The organism is Chitinophaga agri (assembly GCF_010093065.1).
Taxonomy (GTDB): domain Bacteria; phylum Bacteroidota; class Bacteroidia; order Chitinophagales; family Chitinophagaceae; genus Chitinophaga; species Chitinophaga agri.
Map to the genome: position 1 here is coordinate 5,527,144 of NZ_CP048113.1, position 20,476 is coordinate 5,547,619.

18 protein-coding genes are annotated in these 20,476 nt (G+C 44.4%); 11 read left to right on the top strand and 7 right to left on the bottom strand.

Annotated features, from left to right (window positions below):
* Nucleotides 1-18 precede the first annotated feature (18 nt).
* Together GWR21_RS22105 and GWR21_RS22110 are read right to left on the bottom strand one after the other, a co-directional pair.
* On the bottom strand, nt 19-681 hold the full coding sequence (locus tag GWR21_RS22105; RefSeq protein WP_162333849.1) for a phosphatase PAP2 family protein: 663 nt from the start codon (nt 679-681) through the stop codon (nt 19-21).
* 155 nt (nt 682-836) lie between these two features.
* Nucleotides 837-2,273 (bottom strand): LptF/LptG family permease, encoded by a 1,437-nt coding sequence (locus tag GWR21_RS22110; RefSeq protein WP_162333850.1) that lies wholly within the window; start codon nt 2,271-2,273, stop codon nt 837-839.
* 190 nt (nt 2,274-2,463) lie between these two features.
* Here GWR21_RS22110 and GWR21_RS22115 point away from each other — a divergent pair, with 190 nt between their 5' ends.
* Nucleotides 2,464-3,075: a hypothetical protein gene (locus GWR21_RS22115; RefSeq protein WP_162333851.1), complete on the top strand. Its 612-nt coding sequence runs from the start codon at nt 2,464-2,466 to the stop codon at nt 3,073-3,075.
* 14 nt (nt 3,076-3,089) lie between these two features.
* Here the strand turns inward: GWR21_RS22115 and GWR21_RS22120 are convergent, their stop codons facing one another.
* A complete protein-coding gene (locus tag GWR21_RS22120; protein ID WP_162333852.1) occupies nt 3,090-3,470 on the bottom strand; it encodes an START-like domain-containing protein in 381 nt (126 codons plus the stop codon).
* Between the two features lie 369 nt (nt 3,471-3,839).
* Between GWR21_RS22120 and GWR21_RS22125 the strand changes: the two genes are divergently transcribed.
* The 9 genes from GWR21_RS22125 to GWR21_RS22165 all read left to right on the top strand — a co-directional run bounded on the left by GWR21_RS22125 (nt 3,840) and on the right by GWR21_RS22165 (nt 12,040).
* A complete protein-coding gene (locus GWR21_RS22125; protein ID WP_044218015.1) occupies nt 3,840-4,709 on the top strand; it encodes a sigma-70 family RNA polymerase sigma factor in 870 nt (289 codons plus the stop codon).
* 219 nt (nt 4,710-4,928) lie between these two features.
* Complete coding sequence (gene ffh, locus GWR21_RS22130) at nt 4,929-6,254, top strand: signal recognition particle protein (protein ID WP_162333853.1); 1,326 nt, start codon at nt 4,929-4,931, stop codon at nt 6,252-6,254.
* 131 nt (nt 6,255-6,385) lie between these two features.
* Entirely contained in the window at nt 6,386-6,826 is a 441-nt protein-coding gene (gene rpsP, locus GWR21_RS31955) for a 30S ribosomal protein S16 (RefSeq protein ID WP_162333854.1), read from the top strand.
* Between the two features lie 81 nt (nt 6,827-6,907).
* Complete coding sequence (gene rimM, locus GWR21_RS22140) at nt 6,908-7,429, top strand: ribosome maturation factor RimM (protein WP_162333855.1); 522 nt, start codon at nt 6,908-6,910, stop codon at nt 7,427-7,429.
* A gap of 54 nt (nt 7,430-7,483) precedes the next feature.
* The gene (trmD, locus tag GWR21_RS22145) at nt 7,484-8,155 is read left to right on the top strand and encodes a tRNA (guanosine(37)-N1)-methyltransferase TrmD (RefSeq protein WP_162333856.1); all 672 of its coding nucleotides are present in this window, start codon (nt 7,484-7,486) and stop codon (nt 8,153-8,155) included.
* A 110-nt stretch (nt 8,156-8,265) separates the two neighbouring features.
* Nucleotides 8,266-8,613, top strand: coding sequence for a 50S ribosomal protein L19 (rplS, locus tag GWR21_RS22150; protein WP_162333857.1), 348 nt, complete (start codon nt 8,266-8,268; stop codon nt 8,611-8,613).
* A 240-nt stretch (nt 8,614-8,853) separates the two neighbouring features.
* Nucleotides 8,854-9,039, top strand: a complete 186-nt coding sequence (locus GWR21_RS22155; RefSeq protein ID WP_238429953.1) for a Sec-independent protein translocase subunit TatA/TatB — start codon at nt 8,854-8,856, stop codon at nt 9,037-9,039.
* Nucleotides 9,040-9,234: 195 nt separating this feature from the next.
* Nucleotides 9,235-10,674: an Asp-tRNA(Asn)/Glu-tRNA(Gln) amidotransferase subunit GatA gene (gene gatA, locus GWR21_RS22160; RefSeq protein ID WP_162333859.1), complete on the top strand. Its 1,440-nt coding sequence runs from the start codon at nt 9,235-9,237 to the stop codon at nt 10,672-10,674.
* A gap of 13 nt (nt 10,675-10,687) precedes the next feature.
* Complete coding sequence (locus GWR21_RS22165; RefSeq protein ID WP_162333860.1) at nt 10,688-12,040, top strand: lytic transglycosylase domain-containing protein; 1,353 nt, start codon at nt 10,688-10,690, stop codon at nt 12,038-12,040.
* A gap of 255 nt (nt 12,041-12,295) precedes the next feature.
* Here the strand turns inward: GWR21_RS22165 and GWR21_RS22170 are convergent, their stop codons facing one another.
* Nucleotides 12,296-13,747 carry a cation:proton antiporter gene (locus tag GWR21_RS22170; RefSeq protein WP_162333861.1) on the bottom strand — a complete coding sequence of 484 codons (1,452 nt, stop codon included), beginning with the start codon at nt 13,745-13,747 and terminating at the stop codon, nt 12,296-12,298.
* 134 nt (nt 13,748-13,881) lie between these two features.
* Here GWR21_RS22170 and GWR21_RS22175 point away from each other — a divergent pair, with 134 nt between their 5' ends.
* Nucleotides 13,882-16,419, top strand: a complete 2,538-nt coding sequence (locus GWR21_RS22175) for a phosphocholine-specific phospholipase C (protein WP_162333862.1) — start codon at nt 13,882-13,884, stop codon at nt 16,417-16,419.
* 178 nt (nt 16,420-16,597) lie between these two features.
* Here the strand turns inward: GWR21_RS22175 and GWR21_RS22180 are convergent, their stop codons facing one another.
* The 3 genes from GWR21_RS22180 to GWR21_RS22190 form a co-directional block, all read right to left on the bottom strand.
* Entirely contained in the window at nt 16,598-17,023 is a 426-nt protein-coding gene (locus GWR21_RS22180) for a SufE family protein (RefSeq protein ID WP_162333863.1), read from the bottom strand.
* 240 nt (nt 17,024-17,263) lie between these two features.
* Nucleotides 17,264-18,172 carry a DUF4349 domain-containing protein gene (locus GWR21_RS22185; protein ID WP_162333864.1) on the bottom strand — a complete coding sequence of 303 codons (909 nt, stop codon included), beginning with the start codon at nt 18,170-18,172 and terminating at the stop codon, nt 17,264-17,266.
* Nucleotides 18,173-18,307: 135 nt separating this feature from the next.
* Entirely contained in the window at nt 18,308-20,446 is a 2,139-nt protein-coding gene (locus GWR21_RS22190) for a type IA DNA topoisomerase (protein ID WP_162333865.1), read from the bottom strand.
* Nucleotides 20,447-20,476: the final 30 nt, after the last annotated feature.

Consider the following 20,476-nt stretch of genomic DNA (forward strand, 5'->3'; position numbering starts at 1 on the left):
ATCAATAAAATAAACGAATCAGGTCAGGCTGATCACCGGTTCTGTGACCACTTCCGGTGATGGCATTTTTCTGCTCTGATGGAACAGTGCATAAACAATCAGGCTGCTTGTTGTGCCAATGATACTACCGACATACACATCTACAAAGAAATGCTGTGCCAGGTAAATTCTCGAATAGGCTGCCAGCAACGCTAGTGTTAAGAACGCAAATCCGGAGAATTTATTCCTGCATATGAGTGCTAATAAAGTGCACATAGCGAATGCAGTTGTTGTATGTCCGGAAGGAAAACTACAGGAACCGTGTACAGTTACCCATTTAACGGTATGTACAAAAGTTTCCGCATCTGCAAAATACAACGCAGGTCTCGGTTCGTTGTAATAATGTTTTGCTGTTTGTACAATGATTGTTGTAATTAATAATACAACGCCAGCGGAGAAGAACAATTTGTATTGGCGGAGGACCAGTATAAGCGCCAGCATTACCCCAAAGGTAATTCCATCTCCGATGTAGGTCATGCCTGACATGGCAACATCTGCCCACGGAGCGTAGATGTGGTTAATGCCAAGAAATAGTTCATCATGTGTGAAATAAATCTGCAGCAGTGCACCCGCAACGATCCATAACAGGAATGGCAAAAAAAATGGAGCATTTTTGCCCAGCAGCATAGGTAGTGTTTTCATAGTTGTAGGTTGTGACCCGCCATCAGGCGTAGCGGAGCAGACGGATCTTCAGCATCATTTTCTTATAGCAGGCACAGGTTTACAGTGCTGGACAGTCAGTACTGTTCAGAGAAAATGTGAAGATCTTGAAGCTGGAAGCTAGTGGCCTATGGCTGTCAAGTTGTAGGTTTTGGACTTTTTTTTCTAAAGAGCTTTTTTATTTTATTGAATATCCTGAGATAAAACTCCTTGTTGAACAGATTGGAATCGTTCAGGGCTTTATAGATCAGGAACATCGCAATAGGCATAAGGACTATGTTGGAGAGCCACATACCGCTCCAGGTGGCCATAACGTCTTTTCGGGCCATCTTCTCTCCAACCATGAAAAATATATTAAAGATCACAAAGAACACAACAGCAAATATCAGTGGGGTACCCAAACCACCCTTTCTGATGATGGAACCCAGCGGAGCACCAATGAGGAACATGACGATACAGGAGAATGCCAGGGTAAATTTACGCTGCCATTCTACTTTGTGCAATAGTAGTGTACTGTGCTTATCACCAAATTCTCTTGCAGGCCCTTCCAGGTTATTCTGACCATCACGGAGGTTTTGTTCAGTTCTTTCGAGTGTATATCTGAGTGATTTTTCAGGAATGAAATCTCTGAAACTAGCCGCGTTCAACGGTGGTGCTTTGGCCAGCCATCCAGTATCGGCCCATTTGTAGAACGCATAACGGGTGGTGATGTAAGCATTGACAGTACGCGTAAACAGTTTTTCCTGTTTGTACAGGGAGTCAATGGCTTTATCGAGCTGCCGGACGTTCAGCATCTGCTGGTTGGAGGCAAAGAGGCCCATATCCAGCCGGCTGAATGCGAAAGAGCTAAGGTCGAATGCTTTTTTATATTCGCGGAAGCCCAAACGGATCAGTTCTCCGGGCGTTGTGGAACTACGGTTATTTCTTTCTTCGTAGCGCCATCCTTTTTCGAGAATGAAGTAGAGGAAGCGTTTATCAGCCGAAAGCAGCATGGTTCCCTTTTCTGCAAGGATCACCTTATCGCCGCCACCGGGCGTATGATCGATGATCATCACCTGATGGATCGTCTTGTTGTCGCTTTCCTTCTGTGCCACCTTAATGGTGTAATCAGGAATATCCGTATAAAAGACACCGGCTTTGATATTGAAGGCAGGTTTTGAGTTGGTGATATCGTACAGCAATGATTTGGCGCGAAGGTTAGCTACCGGCATTGCGTAGTTGTTGAAGAGAAAAGCCAGTATGGCAACAACAGTACATACGAGCAGCAAGGGCCGCATAAAACGGGTCAGTGAGATACCTGAGGATTTAAGGGCGACGAGTTCAAAGCTTTCACCAAGGTTTCCGAAGGTCATGATGGAGGAGAGCAGGACGGCCAGTGGTAAGGCAAGAGAGACCAGGTTGGCACTGGTGTAGGAGATCAGCTCAATGATCACTGTGGTGTCCAGCCCTTTACCTACCAGGTCGTCTATATACTTCCAGAGAAACTGCATCATCAACACGAATAGTGTCACAAAGAAAGTGGCCACAAAAGGCCCCATGAATGTTTTGATGATGAGCTTGTCCAGTTTTTTCACTTTCCAGAGTAATTTGTTTATATCCTTTGCTTTAGTGTTTTCCCGGCAGTATGCAGTGCGTTGGCAATAATCGGCCGAAAGGCAAATCTAAAGCATACAAATTTAATATGATTTATGGAAGTGGGGTAGGGCGAATACTAAAATTACCGTTAAATTTCTTTCAAAGCGCGTCAGTGGCTAATTTTACAGGATGGAAATTACTTCACTTACAGCGGAAGAGCAGGCTTTGGTGGTAAACGCCGATTGGTTATACCTTAAAAACGGGATCTTAGAGAAGGTAATGACATTAATGGGGCAATTGCACCAGGCACTGGAGGCAGCGCCGGTAACAAAAGAATTCCTGTTCCCTGATGGCCTGTTGGCAGCCGGGGGAAAAATATCAAGAGGAGAACGTTACAGGGAGTTGCCCTATATCATTCTGGATTATCCGCGTTTATTCAGTAAGGACAATATTTTTGCGTTCCGCACCATGTTCTGGTGGGGACATTATTTCATTGCCACCCTGCATCTGGCGGGGGAGGAAAAAGAAAAATATGGTCATATGATTGCATCAGCCTGGCAGCAGCTGGCTGAGCATCGTTTTCAGGTATACCTTCTCGAAGATCCCTGGCAGCATGACTTTGAAAATGGGAATTACAAATTAATATCAGCCATGTCGGAACTGGAATTTAAGCAGTTAATTGACCGACGTCCCTTTATTAAACTTGCTAAACCTTATAGTTTTGAAGACTGGGGAAAGATTATACCGGAGATAGTAAGAGATTATACTCTTCTGCTTCGGGGACTAATCAGTATCAGTTGATCAGTGTTGGCTGGTTAGTTACCGATTCTGTGGAACAGGTCTTTCACCTGGTAGTCCCATAACTGGCTCTGGTCAGCAATCTCTTTCTTTTCTGCAAAATCTTTAACCACGAGAATCGTTTCATTGGTCACTTCGGAGATCCTTATGCTGAATTCGAAGAATTCCTCTTTGGGAGCATGTTTCCAATGTAAACGGATAAACTCGTCTTCTTCCTGTTCCAGCACTTCTGCTTCTTCGGTGGAACCATTCCATGAAAAGGAGAAAACACTGTCCCTGTAATCTACTTTATCTGCGAACCACTCCTGCAAACCGGCTGGTGTGGAAAGGAATTCGTATAAGATACTGGGTGAGCACCGTACCGGATATTCCAACTCATATTGCACTTTCTTAGACATCGCTCAAGTAATTAGTAAATCAATAGCATCTGGCTGCAATTATAGAAAAATATTTATTCTGTCAAAATTATTTTGCATTTTTTTTTAATAAACCCTCAAATTCTTATACACTTTATAAATAACAATTCTATTATGAAAATAATGAATACATTAGCAATCCGCACTAATTGTTTTCACAAGCTTTTGTCAGAATGCCCTCTACCGACGCATCAGATATTGAGTTGTGAAAGGTGAAACGTTTTTGCTTGAAAATGGTTTAATAAGTAATTATTTTTTTTGGGTGCTATCTAAAAAAACTTATTTTTGTCTGGCATTCATCAAATAGGGTAACATTTTATTAACCTGTAACTGTTCCGATTTCTTATGTCAATGCGCCAACTCAAAATCACAAAATCCATCACCAATAGGGAGTCCCAATCTCTGGAGAAATATTTACAGGAAATTGGGAAAGTGGATTTAATTACGCCGGAGGAAGAGGTGAACCTTGCTATCCGCATTAAGCAAGGGGATCAGAGAGCTCTTGAGAAACTGACGAAAGCAAACCTCCGTTTTGTGGTGTCTGTTGCCAAACAGTATCAGAACCAGGGCCTGTCTCTCAGTGATCTGATCAATGAGGGAAATCTAGGTCTGATCAAAGCAGCACAGCGTTTTGATGAGACGCGCGGTTTCAAGTTCATTTCCTATGCAGTATGGTGGATCCGTCAATCTATCCTGCAGGCACTGGCTGAACAGAGCCGTATTGTAAGGCTGCCACTGAATAAAGTGGGGCTGAGCAACAAGATCAGCAAAGCATACTCTCAGCTGGAACAGGAATTTGAAAGAGAGCCATCTCCTGACGAATTAGCTACCATTCTGGAAATCAATACGGAAGAAGTGGAAGCCACCTTAGGTGTTGCTGCCCGTCACGTGTCTATGGACGCGCCGTTCATTGATGGTGAAGATAATTCACTGCTGGATGTACTGGCTAATCCGAATGCAGTCAACGCAGATGAAGAGCTGGACCACCACGATTCCCTGCGCCGCGAAATAGAGCGTTCTTTATCTACACTTACAGACAGGCAGAAAGACGTGATCATCCTATACTTCGGTATTGCGGTTGAGCATCCTATGTCACTGGAAGATATCGGTGAAAAATTTGGTTTGACCCGGGAAAGGGTTCGTCAAATCAAGGATAAGGCGATCACTAAATTGCGTACTACTTCCCGTAGCAAACTGCTGAGGAATTACCTGGGAAGTTGATTATTATTGCTCCGCAGTAATGCTGTAACTGAGAAATTAAGTTATTGATATAAACAGAAAGGTGAATATCTGCCAGATATTCACCTTTTTTTGTTATTTGTAGCTGTCTACTGGTTTACATGCTACTTTATATTATTTTTGCAGCCCTTGCCGCTGTAAAATCCTTTGACCGGGATCAGCAGCGAACAGCTAGTAGCTAAAAATTAAACAAGATCACAGATGTTCGAATCATTATCAGAGCGGCTCGACTCGGCGTTTAAACAACTGAAAGGCGAAGGCCGTATCAGTGAAATCAATGTGGCCTCTACGGTGAAAGAAATTCGCCGTGCGCTGGTGGATGCTGACGTAAACTATAAAATTGCGAAAGACTTTACTGATCGCGTAAGGGAAAAGGCCCTGGGTGAAAAGGTAATTACTGCCATTTCTCCCGGACAGTTGATGGTGAAGATCGTAAAAGACGAGCTGGTAGAACTGATGGGTGGTACTGAGGCTGAACTGGACATCAAGTCCACACCTTCTGTCATCCTGATCGCAGGTTTGCAGGGGTCCGGTAAGACTACGTTTTCCGGTAAACTGGCGAATTTCCTCAAATCCAAGAAAGGGAAGAAGCCACTCCTGGTAGCAGCAGATATTTACCGTCCGGCAGCGATCGACCAGTTGAAAGTATTGGGAGAGCAGATCGGAGTAGAAGTATATAATGAGCCGGAGAACAAAGATGCGGTGAATATCGCTCAGAATGCGCTGGCGCATGCAAAACAAAATGGTAATAATATCATTATTATAGATACCGCTGGTCGTCTAGCTGTTGATGAAGTGATGATGACCGAGGTTGCCAACGTGAAAGCAGCAGTAAAGCCTAACGAGATCCTCTTCGTAGTGGATTCCATGACAGGGCAGGATGCTGTGAACACAGCGAAAGCGTTCAACGAACGTCTGGACTTCACTGGTGTGGTACTGACCAAACTGGATGGTGACACCCGTGGTGGTGCCGCACTGACTATCAAATACACGGTAGAAAAGCCCATTAAGTTCGTGAGCATGGGTGAAAAGCTGGATACGCTCGATGTATTCTATCCAGAGCGTATGGCACAGCGTATCCTGGGGATGGGTGACATCACCACCCTGGTAGAACGTGCCCAGGCCCAGTTCGATGAGGAGCAGGCTAAGAAACTGGAAAAGAAGATCCGTCAGAACCAGTTTGACTTTGAAGACTTCCGTGAGCAGCTTCAGCAGATCAAAAAGATGGGTAACCTGAAAGATCTGATGGCGATGATCCCTGGAGTTGGTAAAGCAATTAAAGATATCGACATCAGTGATGATGCATTTAAGGGCATTGAGGCGATGATCGGTTCCATGACGCCATATGAGCGTAATAATCCGGATATTATCGACGGTAGCCGTCGCAAGCGTATTGCAAAAGGTGCTGGAAAGGATATTCAGGATGTGAACCAGTTCATGAAGCAGTTTGACCAGATGCGTCAGATGATGAAGATGATGAACAAGTTTGGAGCTAGTGGTAAGGGTTTAAGAGCTTTAGGGAGATAAGTTTTAAAAAAATATCTACAATCTGTAGATATTTAACAGAAAATATTTTGAACTATCAGCTTTAAAAAATACCTTTGCTGCCCCAATTAAATATTTTTTCGTAACTCGCAAAAAAATAACTCGAATTATTTATGCCAGTAAAAATCAGACTGCAACGTCATGGCGCTAAGAAGAGACCTTTTTATTTTATAGTAGTAGCCGATGCTCGCGCGCCAAGAGATGGTAAATTCATCCAGAAAATCGGTACTTACAATCCACTGACTGTGCCTGCTTCTATCAACATTGATACAGACAAAGCACTGCGTTGGTTACAGAAAGGTGCTCAGCCTACAGATACAGTAAGAAGAATCCTGTCTTTCAAAGGTGTTCTTTATCTGAAACACCTGTTAAGAGGTGTGAAACTGGGTCTGTTCGACGAGCCTACCGCTTTCCAGAAATTCGAACAATGGCAGGCTGAACACGAGCAGAAAGTTGCTGCCCGTCGTGATAGCCACAAGAAAGCAAGAGTTGCTGCTCCAATCGTGAGAAGAGTTGAAGATACTCCAGCTCAGTCAGAAGGAGGCGAAGCATAATTCAGCTTTTGAATCATATTTGAAAGGGAAATATTTGTACGCAAATATTTCCCTTTTTCTTAGCCGCAAGGCCATCGTATTATGAATAATTACTTCAGCATAGGGAAACTGGCATCAGTATTTGGTTTACAGGGTGAATTTATTCTCAAACACAGTTTGGGAAAAAGGAACGCCCTGCAGGGGGTAGAAGCTATCTTCCTGGAGGAACGGAAAAACAGCTTTATTCCTTATTTCGTACAGAAAGTCAGTGTGAAGGACCATGAACATGTGTTTATCAAACTGGAAGGAATAGATACAAAGGAAGATGCCCGTAAGCTGATACAGACCCAGGTCTACCTGTTAGAAGAAGATTTCAAGAAACAGACATCCTCATCCTCTCCACTATCTATGCTCGGTTTTCTTGTAAAAGATAAACAGCAGGGAGAACTTGGAGTGATCGAAGAAGTGATCGAAATGCCAATGCAGGTGCTGGTCAAGGTGACCTTCAGAGAGAAGGAAATGCTGTTGCCGCTAAATGAGCAGTCGCTTGTGAAAGTGGATAAAAAACAGCAGATCGTACATCTGGACCTGCCTGAAGGATTGCTGGACATTTACATGGACTAGCAGGCATTTATTATTCACTGTGACCTGCGTTGCAGGTTGATTGAATTATTAAGTATGAGAATAGATATCATTACGGTACAGCCAGGATTACTGGAAAGTCCTTTTTCACACTCGATACTGAAAAGGGCACAGACCAAGGGATTGCTGGAGGTGCATACCCATAATCTGCGGGATTATTCCAACCTTAAGCATAAACAGGTAGATGACTATCAGTTTGGCGGAGGTGCAGGTATGGTCATGATGCTGGAGCCCGTAGTGAATGCTATTGAAAGCCTGCAGGCCCAGAGACAATATGATGAAGTGATCTATCTGACGCCCGACGGGGAAACCCTGAATCAGAAGATTGCTAATCAGCTGTCATTGAAAGGCAATCTGCTGCTACTGTGCGGTCACTATAAAGGTATAGACGAGCGCATCCGTACACATTTCGTTACAAAAGAGATCTCGATCGGGGATTATGTATTGTCGGGAGGGGAGCTGGCGGCAGCAGTGCTGGTAGATTCTATCGGCAGACTGATACCCGGGGTACTGAATGATGAGACTTCGGCATTATTGGACTCATTTCAGGACAATCTGCTGGCACCACCAGTATATACCCGTCCGGAGGAGTTCAGGGGCTGGAAGGTACCTGATGTGCTGTTAAGCGGTGATCATAAGAAAATTGATATCTGGAGACACGACCAGGCGCTGGAGCGCACAAAGGAACGTCGTCCGGACTTGTTATAAATTTTGGTTGATTTTCAACCGTTTGGAAAATTATTATTTAATAAACCGGGTTGTTATTTGGAAGTTGTGTATTTCTCAATTACCTTTGCACTCCGATAAATATTTGAAAGATGAACGCTATTTCTTTTGTTCACGAGCAACTGTCAGGTAAGAAATCATACCCGAAGTTTAAGGCCGGTGATAACGTCACTGTAAACTATAAAATTGTTGAAGGTAGCAAGGAAAGAATCCAGTCCTTCAAAGGTGATGTATTGAAAATCCAGGGAACTGGTGCTACTGTAACTTTTACAGTTAGAAAGATTTCTGATGGTGTTGGTGTAGAAAGGGTGTTCCCTCTGCTGTCTCCACACATTGATGGAATCGTCCTGAATAAGGTTGGTAAAGTTAGAAGGGCAAGACTGTTCTACCTGCGTGAGCGCGCTGGTAAAGCTGCCCGTATCAAAGAGAAAAGGGTTTAGTATAAATACAGGGAAATTAGTGATAACGGGAGCCGTTTTTGGTTCCCGTTTTTTTTCATTTATTGAAAAGCCGGATCTTACCACGAGGGTAACTCTTAAAATAGTATTAAAACTTTGTAGGTCAATCCACGTCAGGCTAATTCCCGAATATATTTACCTATCTTTGTTTGCTTAACGTTTAAAACTGAGAAAATGATTGCCGCTTTTAAATCACCGTTTTTATTATTTCAGGAATTAGGTATGACAGAATTACTCTTGATCGCTCTGGTTGTATTGCTGCTGTTTGGTGGTAAGAAAATTCCAGAACTGATGCGTGGCCTTGGTAAAGGTATCCGCGAGTTCAACGACGCGAAGAACAACGTGCGTAAAGAGATCGAAGATGGCATGAAAGATCAGCCAGCTACGACTGACAGCAAGAATGCCTAATTAGTTCCTGTCTATCAGGACATCGGTTTTCTAAATTGATTCAAACGTGAATAGGGACGTAGTGTGCCTGTGAAAAGGAATGCAGTAGAACACTGTATAAATGTGCTATATACCATATGCCAACTGGAACCTATTCAGTAGCGGTTTTTCAAGTTTGACCTTATATTATTTTTCAAGCAATTAACTGGTTTGGCTTTGTCTGAATACAGCAGTATATCGGCTTTTCAAGAAGCATTATACGCCGGCAGAACAACCTGTACGGATATGGTACGGTATTACCTCGACCGTATCGGACAGACAAAACACCTGAATGCTTATCTGGAAGTTTTTGAAGAGGAAGCCCTTTCGAAAGCGCATGCACTGGATACCCGTATAAAAAACGGAGAACCTGTGGGAGCGCTAGCGGGCGTTGTAATAGGCATTAAGGATGTTATCTGTTATAAAGGACATAAAGTAAGCGCCGCTTCTCGCATACTGGAGGGATTCACTTCCCTGTATTCTGCCACCGCTGTTGAAAGGCTACTGGAGGCAGATGCCATTATTATTGGTAATCTCAATTGCGACGAGTTCGCTATGGGGTCTACGAATGAGAACTCCGCTTACGGTCCGGTGTTGAATGCGTTGGACAATTCCCGTGTACCAGGCGGGTCATCTGGCGGGTCCGCTGTCGCTGTACAGGCCGACCTGTGTATGGTTAGCCTCGGTAGTGATACGGGTGGGTCTGTAAGGCAACCTGCTGATTTCTGTGGGATTGTGGGACTGAAACCAACCTATGGCAGGATTTCCCGCTACGGATTGATCGCTTACGCCTCTTCCTTTGACCAGATCGGGATTTTTGGCAGGAATATTGCAGATGTGGCGTCGGTGCTGCAAGTCACAGCAGGACCGGACGAGTATGATAGTACCGCTTCCAGCGAAGCAGTACCTGAATACCAGATCGTACACAATAAATCCTGGAAAATAGCGTATCTAAAGGACGCGTTGTTTCACCCCGGCCTCGATGAGGAAATGAAGGAAGGTTATCTCCGCTTTTTTGAAGAGCTGGAAGCTGCAGGTGACAGTGTTACAGCAGCTGATTTCGCTTATCTGGATTATGTAGTGCCCGCATATTACGTGCTTACCACTGCAGAAGCGTCATCAAATCTTTCAAGATTTGATGGTGTTAAATACGGACATAGAACTTCGTTAAAGAACCTCGAACTGGCAGACTTTTATAAGAAGAGCCGGTCAGAAGGTTTTGGAAAAGAAGTAAAACGACGTATATTACTGGGAACTTTTGTACTTAGTGCAGGTTACTATGATGCCTATTTTGCTAAAGCCCAACAAGTTAGACGATTGGTGGTCGATAAGCTGAATGAAATTCTTTCAGAATACGACGCCATAATAATGCCAACAGTGCCGTCTACCGCCTTCAAAATCGGAGAAAAAACAAATGATCCGATAGCTATGTACCTGGCCGATATTTATACGGTACTGGCTAATCTGGCAGGGGTTCCGGCAATTTCCGTACCTTTGCAGCGGCATTCAAATGGGATGCCATATGGTGTACAGATCATCACAAAGCAATTTAGCGAAGCAAACCTGTTAAGTATTGCGGAACACGCGATGCAGTTACGACAGGTTACTCCTGTTTAAAATAAATATGTGTATGAGGAAAATCTTTTTACTACTGCTGTTGCCATCGCTAGGAGCAGTGCAATTGAGAGCGATTGGTGGCAATAGTGTACCTAAAGAGATGGTTACTCCTTATGGGGGACCGGATACTACGGTACTGAACCACAAAGTGCGTTTGCCCAAGGACACGATAGTCGTGCCTTCAGCAACGTCTCAGACTGTGCGTAAAAATGCGCAGAGTCTTCCGTCCAGCATCAGCAGCCCGAAGGTCTATGAACAGATCAACAACAACATCGTAGCTGGATACATCAATAACTTTGCCAGCAGGTATAGCCAACACCTGCAGGTGATGATCTCCAGGGGACAACCTTACTTCGTAATGGTAGAGAAAATCTTCAGGGAACACGGTATTCCCGAAGAAATGAAGTATCTCGCGGTGATTGAATCAAGCTTTAATACCAACGCACGTTCCCGTGTAGGTGCAGTCGGTGCCTGGCAGTTTATGTCTGGTACTGCGCGTATCTTCGGTCTCAGTGTGGGTAAAAAAGTGGACGAAAGGAAGGACTTCTATAAGTCAACTGTGGCAGCCGCTAAGTTCCTGAACGAACTGTACAATCAGTTTGGCGATTGGTTACTCGTGGTAGCTGCTTATAACTGCGGTCCTGGTGGCGTACAACGTGCTATGAACGCAAGCGGTCGCAGCGATTTCTGGGGAATGCAATATTTCCTGCCTGCTGAGTCCCGTAATCACGTATACAAATTCATCGCTACTGGTTACATCCTTGATAGATTTAATAACTTCTTTGGTGTAGGTAATGATGGTAATAATACAGTTGTCAGTGCTCCTGTAACAACCAATGCTGTAGCATTAACTGCGACAGAACTGACAGAAGAAGAAATGTTCAATACAGTTGAATTCAATATCTCCGGCAAATACCGCCTGGAAGCTATTGCAAAGAAACTGAGCATGGAAACTTCCGAACTGGAACATCTCAATCCGGATTTCGCCAGAATGATGGCCAGCCCGGAAAACAACTACGATCTGAGAATTCCTAAAGATAAAATGAAGGAGTTTCAGGCAGAGAAAGAGAACATCCTGAAAGAATCATTACAGATGATGCTGGATGACAAAGCAACTGCTGTTGACAAGTCCCGTTTCCCTGCTCCTGCGAAAGTAGGTGCTCCTGCTGAGGCGAGAGCAAAGAAAATTACGGCTACCGCTACGGCAAAGAACTCTAGTACTTCAAAAGCTACCGTTGCTAAAAAAACAACAGCAAAAGGTAAGGCAAAGGCACCTACCGCTAAAAAGAAAACAGTTGCAAAGAAAACAACTGCTAAAAAACCGGTAACAAAGAAGCCTGTTTTGAAGAAAACAACGCTGAAATAATCATACTGAAATAATAAACAGAGGCCTGATCAATTTGATCAGGCCTTTTGTTTTATCCTTTATGCCCACATTTATTCGTGGGCCAGGTTTATTGACAATGACTTAATCTGATTGCCACCTAGTCAGGGAACGTCCTCTTCTTTTATTCGTTGGCAACTGAATTATGTTCTGATGTCTCATTTATGGAAAAACGTTCTCAAAAGAAGAAAGCCGACGTCCATATATGCCACCTTTCCTATTCGGAATAAAATATTATCAACCTAACTGACTTGTGTGCAAATGGCTTTCTTCTACCTTTTTTACGATGTCAAGCAGTGGACCTGTCATAAATGTGGTAGCCAATGCCATCAGTACCATCATTGCGAATATCTCTGGAGATAGAATTCCCAGATCATATCCCATGTTCAGGACTACCAGCTCCATCAGTCCTCTTGTATTCATCAGCGCCCCTATACCAAGGGAGTCTATCCAGGACTGCCCCATTAACTTAGCGGTAATAGCGCTACCTCCCAGTTTACCGCCTACTGCCACCAGCATGATCATTCCGAACACTGCCCAAAGATGTCCCTGGCCGAGTAAACCAATCTGTGTGCGGAGACCAGTGAATACAAAGAAGATAGGCAGTAATAACAATACGCTCACATCTTCCAGTTTATCAGTCAGCAGTTTTTGTACTGATACTTCTGCCGGCATGATCACACCTGCGAGAAATGCGCCGAATAATGCATGTATACCTATTACCTCCGCAGCCCACGCCGAGAATAACATGGTCATAAACGCTACTGCCACAATAGACTTCTCTTTGTGCTGTTGTTGCAGGTGTGTGATCTTTTTTGCCAGCCATGGTTTTAAACCATACAGCATGATCACAAGGAAAACCATGGCAAGTGCGAGTGTCAGTGCTGCTGTCCACAAAGTACCTGCTTTTACTATAGCAATTACCACCGCCAGGATACACCATGCTGTTACATCATCAGCTGCAGCACAAGTGATAGCTAGCATACCCAGTGGCGTATTACTCAGTTTTCTTTCCTGTACAATGCGCGCTAATACAGGAAATGCAGTAATACTCATCGCAATACCCATGAATAGCGCAAAAGAAAGAAAGTTCACATTCGCAGGTGCGAACTGTGCATACATATAATAGGCCAGCCATACGCCCAGGAAGAAAGGGAAGATGATGCTGGCATGGCTGATCATTACGGCATCATGTGCCTTGTTTTTCATCTTATGAGTGTCTAGTTCCATACCTACCACAAACATGAAGAAGGCAAGACCTATCTGACTAAGAAATTGCAGGTTTTTAAAGCCTTCTGCGGGAAAAACAAATGTACTGGTTGCCGGTAATACCATTCCAAATAAAGATGGTCCGAGACAGATACCCGCTACGATCTCGCCAACTACTGAGGGCTGACCAATTTTATTTGCCAGCCAGCCAAAGACCCTGGCTGTAACTAATATCAGGATAACCTGTAATAGCAGTAACGCTAGAGGGTGTTGCACATTATGCACCATCGACGTCCACACACTCTCTGCTGGCGAACTCGCAGTTACTGTTTTGGCTGAACTTGCCGCATCCGCGGTGATTTGTGCGCTTGCAGGTGTTGTGCCGTCTGTGGTCAGATGACTACCCTTACTAATTATAAACCAGATCAGGCAGCCGAAAAAGCCTATAACAAGCGGGTAAAGCAACAGTCTCTTATTCATGTAAAATATCGGTTTAACTATCACGAAAGATAATAACAAAACCTGGCTGCCTCACATTAACGGGTATTAAATTACGTTGAAGATTGCTAGCTGATGATAGTACCTTGACTGACGTTGCGTATATTGTCATCATTATGGATACCAGGAGAGATTTTATAAAAAAGGCCGCGTTATTGTCTGGCGGCACCGGACTGGCAAGTGTATTACCTGCCTCCATTCAGCGTGCACTAGCTATTAATCCCGCTGCAGGTAGTACGTTCCTTGATGCAGAGCATGTCGTACTGCTTATGCAGGAGAATCGTTCATTCGATCACAGTCTCGGTACTCTTCGTGGGGTGCGCGGATTCAATGATCCCCGTGCGATCACGCTACCTGACAAGAATCTGGTATGGCTGCAATCCAATAAAAAAGGGGAGACATATGCACCTTTCAGACTTGATATAAAAGATTCAAAGGTCACCTGGATGAGTTCTCTGCCTCATTCATGGGAAAACCAGGTAGATGCCCGTAATAATGGGAAATATGACAGATGGCTGGATGTGAAACAATCTGGCAATAAAGACTACGCCGACCTGCCTTTGACCATGGGATACTTCACCCGTGAAGATATTCCGTTTTACTATGCGCTGGCTGATGCCTTTACAGTCTGCGATCAGAATTTCTGTTCTTCTCTCACTGGAACTACGCCTAATAGACTGTATTTCTGGACAGGCACGATCCGGGAGAAGCAGACTCAGGATGCAGCCCCCAACGTGCGTAACTCCGAAGTAGATTATGGTGTGCCTGCCAGCTGGACAACCTTCCCGGAAAGACTGGAAGAAAATGGTATCAGCTGGAAAGTATATCAGAATGAGCTGAGCGTAGGTGTGGGCTTTACAGGCGAGGAAGATGCCTGGCTGGCCAATTTTACTGATAACCCGCTCGAGTTCTTTGCACAATACAGACCGCAGTTCTCTGTCACACACCATAAACATTTGAAGCAAAGTCTGGAGAAACAGAAAAAGGCCGTGGCGGCCCTGGAGGAAAGACTGAAAACACTTTCAGGAGACGAGGCTGCTATCAGACAAAAGGAACTGGAAGAAAAGAAAGAGCTATTAGCCCTATTACAGGAAAGAGAAGAACGGTGGCGTCCCGAGAAGTTCGAGCTGTTGTCCGAACATGAAAAGAACATCCATAGAAAAGCTTTTACCACCAATGAAAAAGATCCGGACTACCATCAGCTGACCACACTTCAGTATCATGATGGTCATACAGAACGTACTATGCAGGTGCCCAAAGGTGACGTATTGTACCAGTTCCGTGAAGATGTGAAGAATGGGCAGCTTCCTACAGTATCCTGGATTGTCGCTCCCGAAAACTTCTCAGATCATCCTGGTGCACCATGGTATGGTGCCTGGTATGTGGCTGAAGTGATGGACATCCTGACACAAAATCCGGATGTATGGAAAAAGACCATTTTTGTGCTGGCATATGATGAGAATGATGGGGATTTTGACCACGTCCCTCCATTTATACCGCCGTATGGTCCGGGTACAGGACTGGTCTCCGAAGGAATAGATACGAGTGTAGAATATGTCACCCGTGAACAGGAACTCCGGAAAAAGGGGATGCAGGAAGAAGATGTGCGTGAAAGTCCTATCGGACTGGGATACCGTGTTCCGCTGATTGTTGCTTCTCCGTGGAGCCGTGGTGGTATGGTTAATTCTGAAGTGTTTGATCATACGTCCATTCTGCAGTTCCTGGAGCGTTTCCTGTCACATAAGAGCGGTAAACCCATCGTAGAAAACAATATCAGTGAATGGCGCCGGACGATCTGTGGTGACCTGACTTCGGTGTTCAGACCTTACAACGGAGAAGAAATTCCGATGCCTGCCTTTGGCGACAAAGACACTTTCATCGAAAGTATCCATAAAGCACAGTTTAAAGAGGTGCCTTCCGGTTTCCGGAAGCTGACTGCTGAAGATATCAGGGCCATTAATAATAATCCTGCTACAGCGCCTTACATGGCTCAACAGGAGGAGGGTATTCGTCCCGCCTGTGCTTTACCTTATGAGATGTATGCAGATGGACGCATTCACAACGGTACATTTGAAATTTCCTTTAAAGCGGGTAATGAGCTGGCAGGCAAGGCGGCCGCCGGCATTCCGTATCATGTGTATGCACCGGGCAAATACCTCGCGGCCGATAACACGTCTTTTGAGACAGTCAGAACATGGGCATATGCGGTTAAAGCAGGAGATAAACTATCCGATCAGTGGCCATTACAGGCATTTGAAAATGGTGTCTATCACCTGCTTGTATATGGTCCTAACGGATTCTTCCGTGAGTTTGCCGGTGATGCAAAGGCCCCACAGCTGGAAGTACTGTGTGACTACGAGCGCAAGGGTAAATCTTTTACAGGTAATATCGCCCTGCTATTGAACAACCCCACTATGCAGACTGTTACAATTGAAATCATTGACCATTCGTATGGAAAGGCTGCACAGAAAAAGGTATTGGCAGGCAGGAGTAAAACCAGTATTATGCTTGACCTGACGAAAAGCCATGCATGGTATGACTTCAGCGTACGTATTGCCGGGCAAACTACTTTTGAAAGGAGGTATGCGGGTCGGGTAGAAAATGGTAAGTCAGGATTTAGCGATCCAGCGATGGGGCGGGTGAAGTTGGCATAGTTAACGGTAACAGCAGAATTTGCTGAACTGATCCTGATGCAGCTGAAGCTAAACAGACGTACCTTTGTGAAAGAAACGGGAATTTGTGAACAACCCCGTTATTTAATCTTATCATATTGTTTTCGAAAAGAAAGGCCGCTCAAATTATTGAGCGGCCTTCCTCTATCAAAGTGTTTTACTACATGTGTTGCAATAACTGTATCTGGTATGCCACAGCTTGCGATTTCATTTTACGCAATATCAGTGGCCATTGTACCGTAAAGAACGGTTGAAACAGTCCTGATATCTCGCTCATGAAATAGATATCCGCATCAGCGATATCCTTTGGATGATTACCGGACAATACCCTTGCAAACATTGCCAGCAGGCTGTTACTCGCTTTATCTGTACCTGCTGCGGTAAACCATACCCTTTCCTTGATATATACAGCACGTATCCAGATATCTGAGATCCAGCCCTGCACCTGGTAGTGTTCATGCTTGTATTTATCTTCCATTAAAGGCAATGATTTGGCAATATTATCTATGTATTGCTGGCGGCTTACTTCATCGTCGAGGAGTAGTACATCCTCAATCAGCTTATCCTGTACTTCGTTTATTGACATAGATGCTCGTTTTAAGGTGAACAGTATGAAATTACGGATATAAGCTGGTTGTCGGTGAATCGAAAACGGAAAATCTTCAAACTATTCCATAAACGGATCCATCAGAATGGCGATGCTGTCCTAGAAAGATTGCACATAATTTCAATGGGGGGAGTTTATCATAAGTCCCCGTTGAAATTATAGTTAGACGTAACGGTAGCCGGATATAGTCAGCAATAACAATAACGCCTATATTATCTGTTATTCTTCCAGTTTTTTGGCGATCTTACTGATCAGTTTAAGTTTGTCAATGATCACAAGGAAAATAAACGCGCCGCACAATATACCTACTGCCGCGAACACCAGATAGGTGTAGTAATGTATGGTCCACTCCAGCGTTACTCTTACTCGGTGAATCATACTGATCTGTTTCTTTTCGGTGGCACCCTCGTACAGAGAAACTCTTACCGTACAAAATTCATTTTCCGTATCAAAATTGCCCAGTTCTACCCCCAGGTCCTGCAGCTTTCCTTCTGTCTCCAATATTTTATCATGCAGGGAAACCAGGTCAGTGATAGGGCCAGGCTTTGACTTCAGTTCATTTAGTGATTCAAGTGTTTTCAGCAGGGATGCTTTTTGTGCGTTCAGCTGACGATATTCATTGGTCTTATCTACTTTAGTGATCTGGGTAGATTTGATCACGCCTATTTTCTGAATGGCCAGGTAGAAAGAGTCAAAAGCTTCAGGATTTACGCCAATCATCAGATGGAGCTCTCTACTGCCTTTCAGCCCCAGTGCCTGTTCGTACTGAATGATTGCCTTGAATGATGTTGTTTGGTTTGCTAGTTGTTTGGCGTCTTCTTCAAAATGAGAGGATTTTGATTTAACAGAAGCTGTCTTTTCATATTTCTGGCTGGGAGTAGCCGCTGCACTAGGCGGTGGATTAACTGAACCTGCGGTATGCTGATAGCCTTTGTATTGTACTTTTTCAGAAGCGTAGTTCTTCCTCAGATCGCTGATGCTTTCAAAAAAGTCAACACTATAATCGCCTGTTGACCTGGTGTCGGTGGCGACATAACCGTAAATGAATCTAAAAATAAACAGTATAGAGAAAATCAGGGTTGCCCATCGCACCACCTTCCAGATGCGGGCTTTAAAGCTTTTAGTCATATAGGGTATAATTGAGTATGTAATTTAGCCAATAGTTGTCTACTACAGCAGTGTATTTCGTATATCTTATCTAATCTGAAATTACATAAGACAGCCATTGCAGGCTGCCACCAGGTTCCTATAGTGGAAAGGCGGTCAGGCCTTTTCTATCTCCGGTTCAAATGCTGCATTCAATATTAGCTTTCCCTCAGTATCGCCTGTTGTACCAGGTACTTTCCAGCCTTTTATTTTGCCTGTCTTTCCTTTTGTCAGCAGATCGGTCATTTGTTTGTCAGTGAGTTTTTTACCGAAGACCTCAAATGGTACCTTGAATCCGCATACATGGAAGTTAGCGCAACCGTATGCGGTATTCCCTTTCTTTAAAGGATGAGATTTGCATTTCGGACATTGCTGTTCTTCAATAGCGACAGCTTTCTTTGCTTCTTTGGGTTTTGCCTCTTTTTTAGGCTTTTCATCCTTCTCTTTCTCTGTCACTTCAGGTTGGTCATGTTTTACGATGATCACCTTGTAATTAGCGGTTTTAACTTCAATCGTCAGGTCTATTACCATCTGGATCAGCTCCTGTTTGAAGGTCTCCATGGCATATTCTCCTTTCTCTATGAGGCGCAGTTTACGTTCCCATATACCAGTCAGCTCCGGGCTTTTCAGCAGTTCAGTCTGAATAGTATCAATGAGGTCCATTCCTGTCTGTGTGGCAAAGATATTCTTCTTACGTTTCTCAATGTATTTTCGGCGGAAGAGTGTTTCAATGATATTGGCGCGGGTCGAAGGACGACCGATACCATTATCCTTCAATAGCTCGCGCATCTCGTCGTCATCTACCTGTTTACCCGCGGTTTCCATTGCACGCAGCAATGTAGCTTCCGTAAAGGCTTTAGGTGGCGTCGTTTTCCCCTGGTGGATCCTGGGTGTATGCGGACCGCTTTCGCCTACCTCAAATACCGGCAGGATCTTTTCTTCTTCCTCTCCCTCTTTTTTAGGTGCTACATCATTTGCATATACTTCCTTCCAACCCGGTTCCAATATTTGTTTACCGGTTACTTTAAACTCTACCTGACCGACTTTCCCTAACACGGTCGTATTAGCAATTTTACACTCCGGATAGAAAGCGGCTATAAAGCGTCTTGCTACCAGATCATAAATGCGCTTTTCTTCCATGCCCAGATTGGATGGGTATACGCCTGTAGGAATAATAGCATGGTGATCAGTCACCTTTTTATCATCGAAGACCGTCTTCAGTTTGGGAATAGGCTTCGCCAGTATGGGCGCCGTCAGTGCGGCATAAGGAGTAAGGTCCTGCATAATACCTGCAATTTTCGGATGCAGGTCTTCAGAGAGGTAGGTGGTATCTACCCTGGGGTAGGTCACCAGTTTCTTTTCATACAGGTTCTGGATGTACTTCAGGGTATCGTCTGCTGAGTAGGCGTATTTCTTATTCGCTTCCACCTGTAAGGCCGTAAGGTCAAATAGTTTGGGATTACCTTCTTTACCTTCTTTCCTTTCAAAGGAGGTGACTTCAAAAGGATGTTCTTTCAGATAAGTAAGTCCTTTTTCGGCTCTGTCCAGTACCTTGATACGATCGATGGTAGCGGTAAATTCCACTTCCCGGTACAGGGTTTTTAACTCCCAGTATTCTTCTGAAACGAATGCATTGATCTCTTTCTGCCTGGCCACGATCATCGCCAGGGTAGGAGTCTGTACCCTCCCAATGGAGAGTACAGTCTTTCCCATAGCAAATTTCTTGGTAAACAGCCGGGTGGCATTCATGCCCAGTAGCCAGTCACCGATGGCTCTGGCACTGCCGGCTGCATACAGATTGTTATATTGGTCTGCGTCTTTGAGGCGCTGAAATCCTTCACGGATCGCTTCTTCTGTCAGGGAGGATATCCACAGCCGTTTTACAGGTGCGGTACATTGGGCTTTGAGTAACACCCATCGCTGGATGAGCTCTCCTTCCTGGCCAGCATCCCCGCAGTTGATCACTTCTTCACATTGCTGAACGAGTTGCTCAATGATCTTAAACTGTTTCTGCACGCCTGCATTGTCAATGAGCTTGATGCCGAAGCTGCTTGGGATCATGGGTAGATCCTCCAGTCGCCAGAACTTCCATTGATCTGTATAGTCCTGGGGTTCCTTCAGGGTACAGAAATGTCCAAAGGTCCAGGTTACCTGGTACCCATTGCCTTCGTAATATCCTTCCTTGCGTTGTTTTGCGCCAATGACTTCGGCAATGTCTCTGGCAACACTCGGTTTTTCAGCGATGCAAACCTTCATAGTCAATTAAACAGGGAAGCAAATATCCGA

Excerpts from the sequence above, each read along its gene's own strand:
- trmD (WP_162333856.1), top strand. The coding sequence starts at position 7,484 with ATGAGAATAGATATCATTACGGTACAGCCAGGATTACTGGAAAGTCCT.
- rplS (WP_162333857.1), top strand. The coding sequence starts at position 8,266 with ATGAACGCTATTTCTTTTGTTCACGAGCAACTGTCAGGTAAGAAATCA.
- GWR21_RS22180 (WP_162333863.1), bottom strand. The coding sequence starts at position 17,023 with ATGTCAATAAACGAAGTACAGGATAAGCTGATTGAGGATGTACTACTC.
- GWR21_RS22115 (WP_162333851.1), top strand. The coding sequence starts at position 2,464 with ATGGAAATTACTTCACTTACAGCGGAAGAGCAGGCTTTGGTGGTAAAC.
- GWR21_RS22175 (WP_162333862.1), top strand. The coding sequence starts at position 13,882 with ATGGATACCAGGAGAGATTTTATAAAAAAGGCCGCGTTATTGTCTGGC.
- GWR21_RS22165 (WP_162333860.1), top strand. The coding sequence starts at position 10,688 with ATGAGGAAAATCTTTTTACTACTGCTGTTGCCATCGCTAGGAGCAGTG.
- GWR21_RS22155 (WP_238429953.1), top strand. The coding sequence starts at position 8,854 with ATGACAGAATTACTCTTGATCGCTCTGGTTGTATTGCTGCTGTTTGGT.
- GWR21_RS22185 (WP_162333864.1), bottom strand. The coding sequence starts at position 18,172 with ATGACTAAAAGCTTTAAAGCCCGCATCTGGAAGGTGGTGCGATGGGCA.
- GWR21_RS22170 (WP_162333861.1), bottom strand. The coding sequence starts at position 13,747 with ATGAATAAGAGACTGTTGCTTTACCCGCTTGTTATAGGCTTTTTCGGC.
- rpsP (WP_162333854.1), top strand. The coding sequence starts at position 6,386 with ATGCCAGTAAAAATCAGACTGCAACGTCATGGCGCTAAGAAGAGACCT.
- GWR21_RS22105 (WP_162333849.1), bottom strand. The coding sequence starts at position 681 with ATGAAAACACTACCTATGCTGCTGGGCAAAAATGCTCCATTTTTTTTG.
- GWR21_RS22125 (WP_044218015.1), top strand. The coding sequence starts at position 3,840 with ATGCGCCAACTCAAAATCACAAAATCCATCACCAATAGGGAGTCCCAA.
- GWR21_RS22120 (WP_162333852.1), bottom strand. The coding sequence starts at position 3,470 with ATGTCTAAGAAAGTGCAATATGAGTTGGAATATCCGGTACGGTGCTCA.
- rimM (WP_162333855.1), top strand. The coding sequence starts at position 6,908 with ATGAATAATTACTTCAGCATAGGGAAACTGGCATCAGTATTTGGTTTA.
- GWR21_RS22190 (WP_162333865.1), bottom strand. The coding sequence starts at position 20,446 with ATGAAGGTTTGCATCGCTGAAAAACCGAGTGTTGCCAGAGACATTGCC.
- ffh (WP_162333853.1), top strand. The coding sequence starts at position 4,929 with ATGTTCGAATCATTATCAGAGCGGCTCGACTCGGCGTTTAAACAACTG.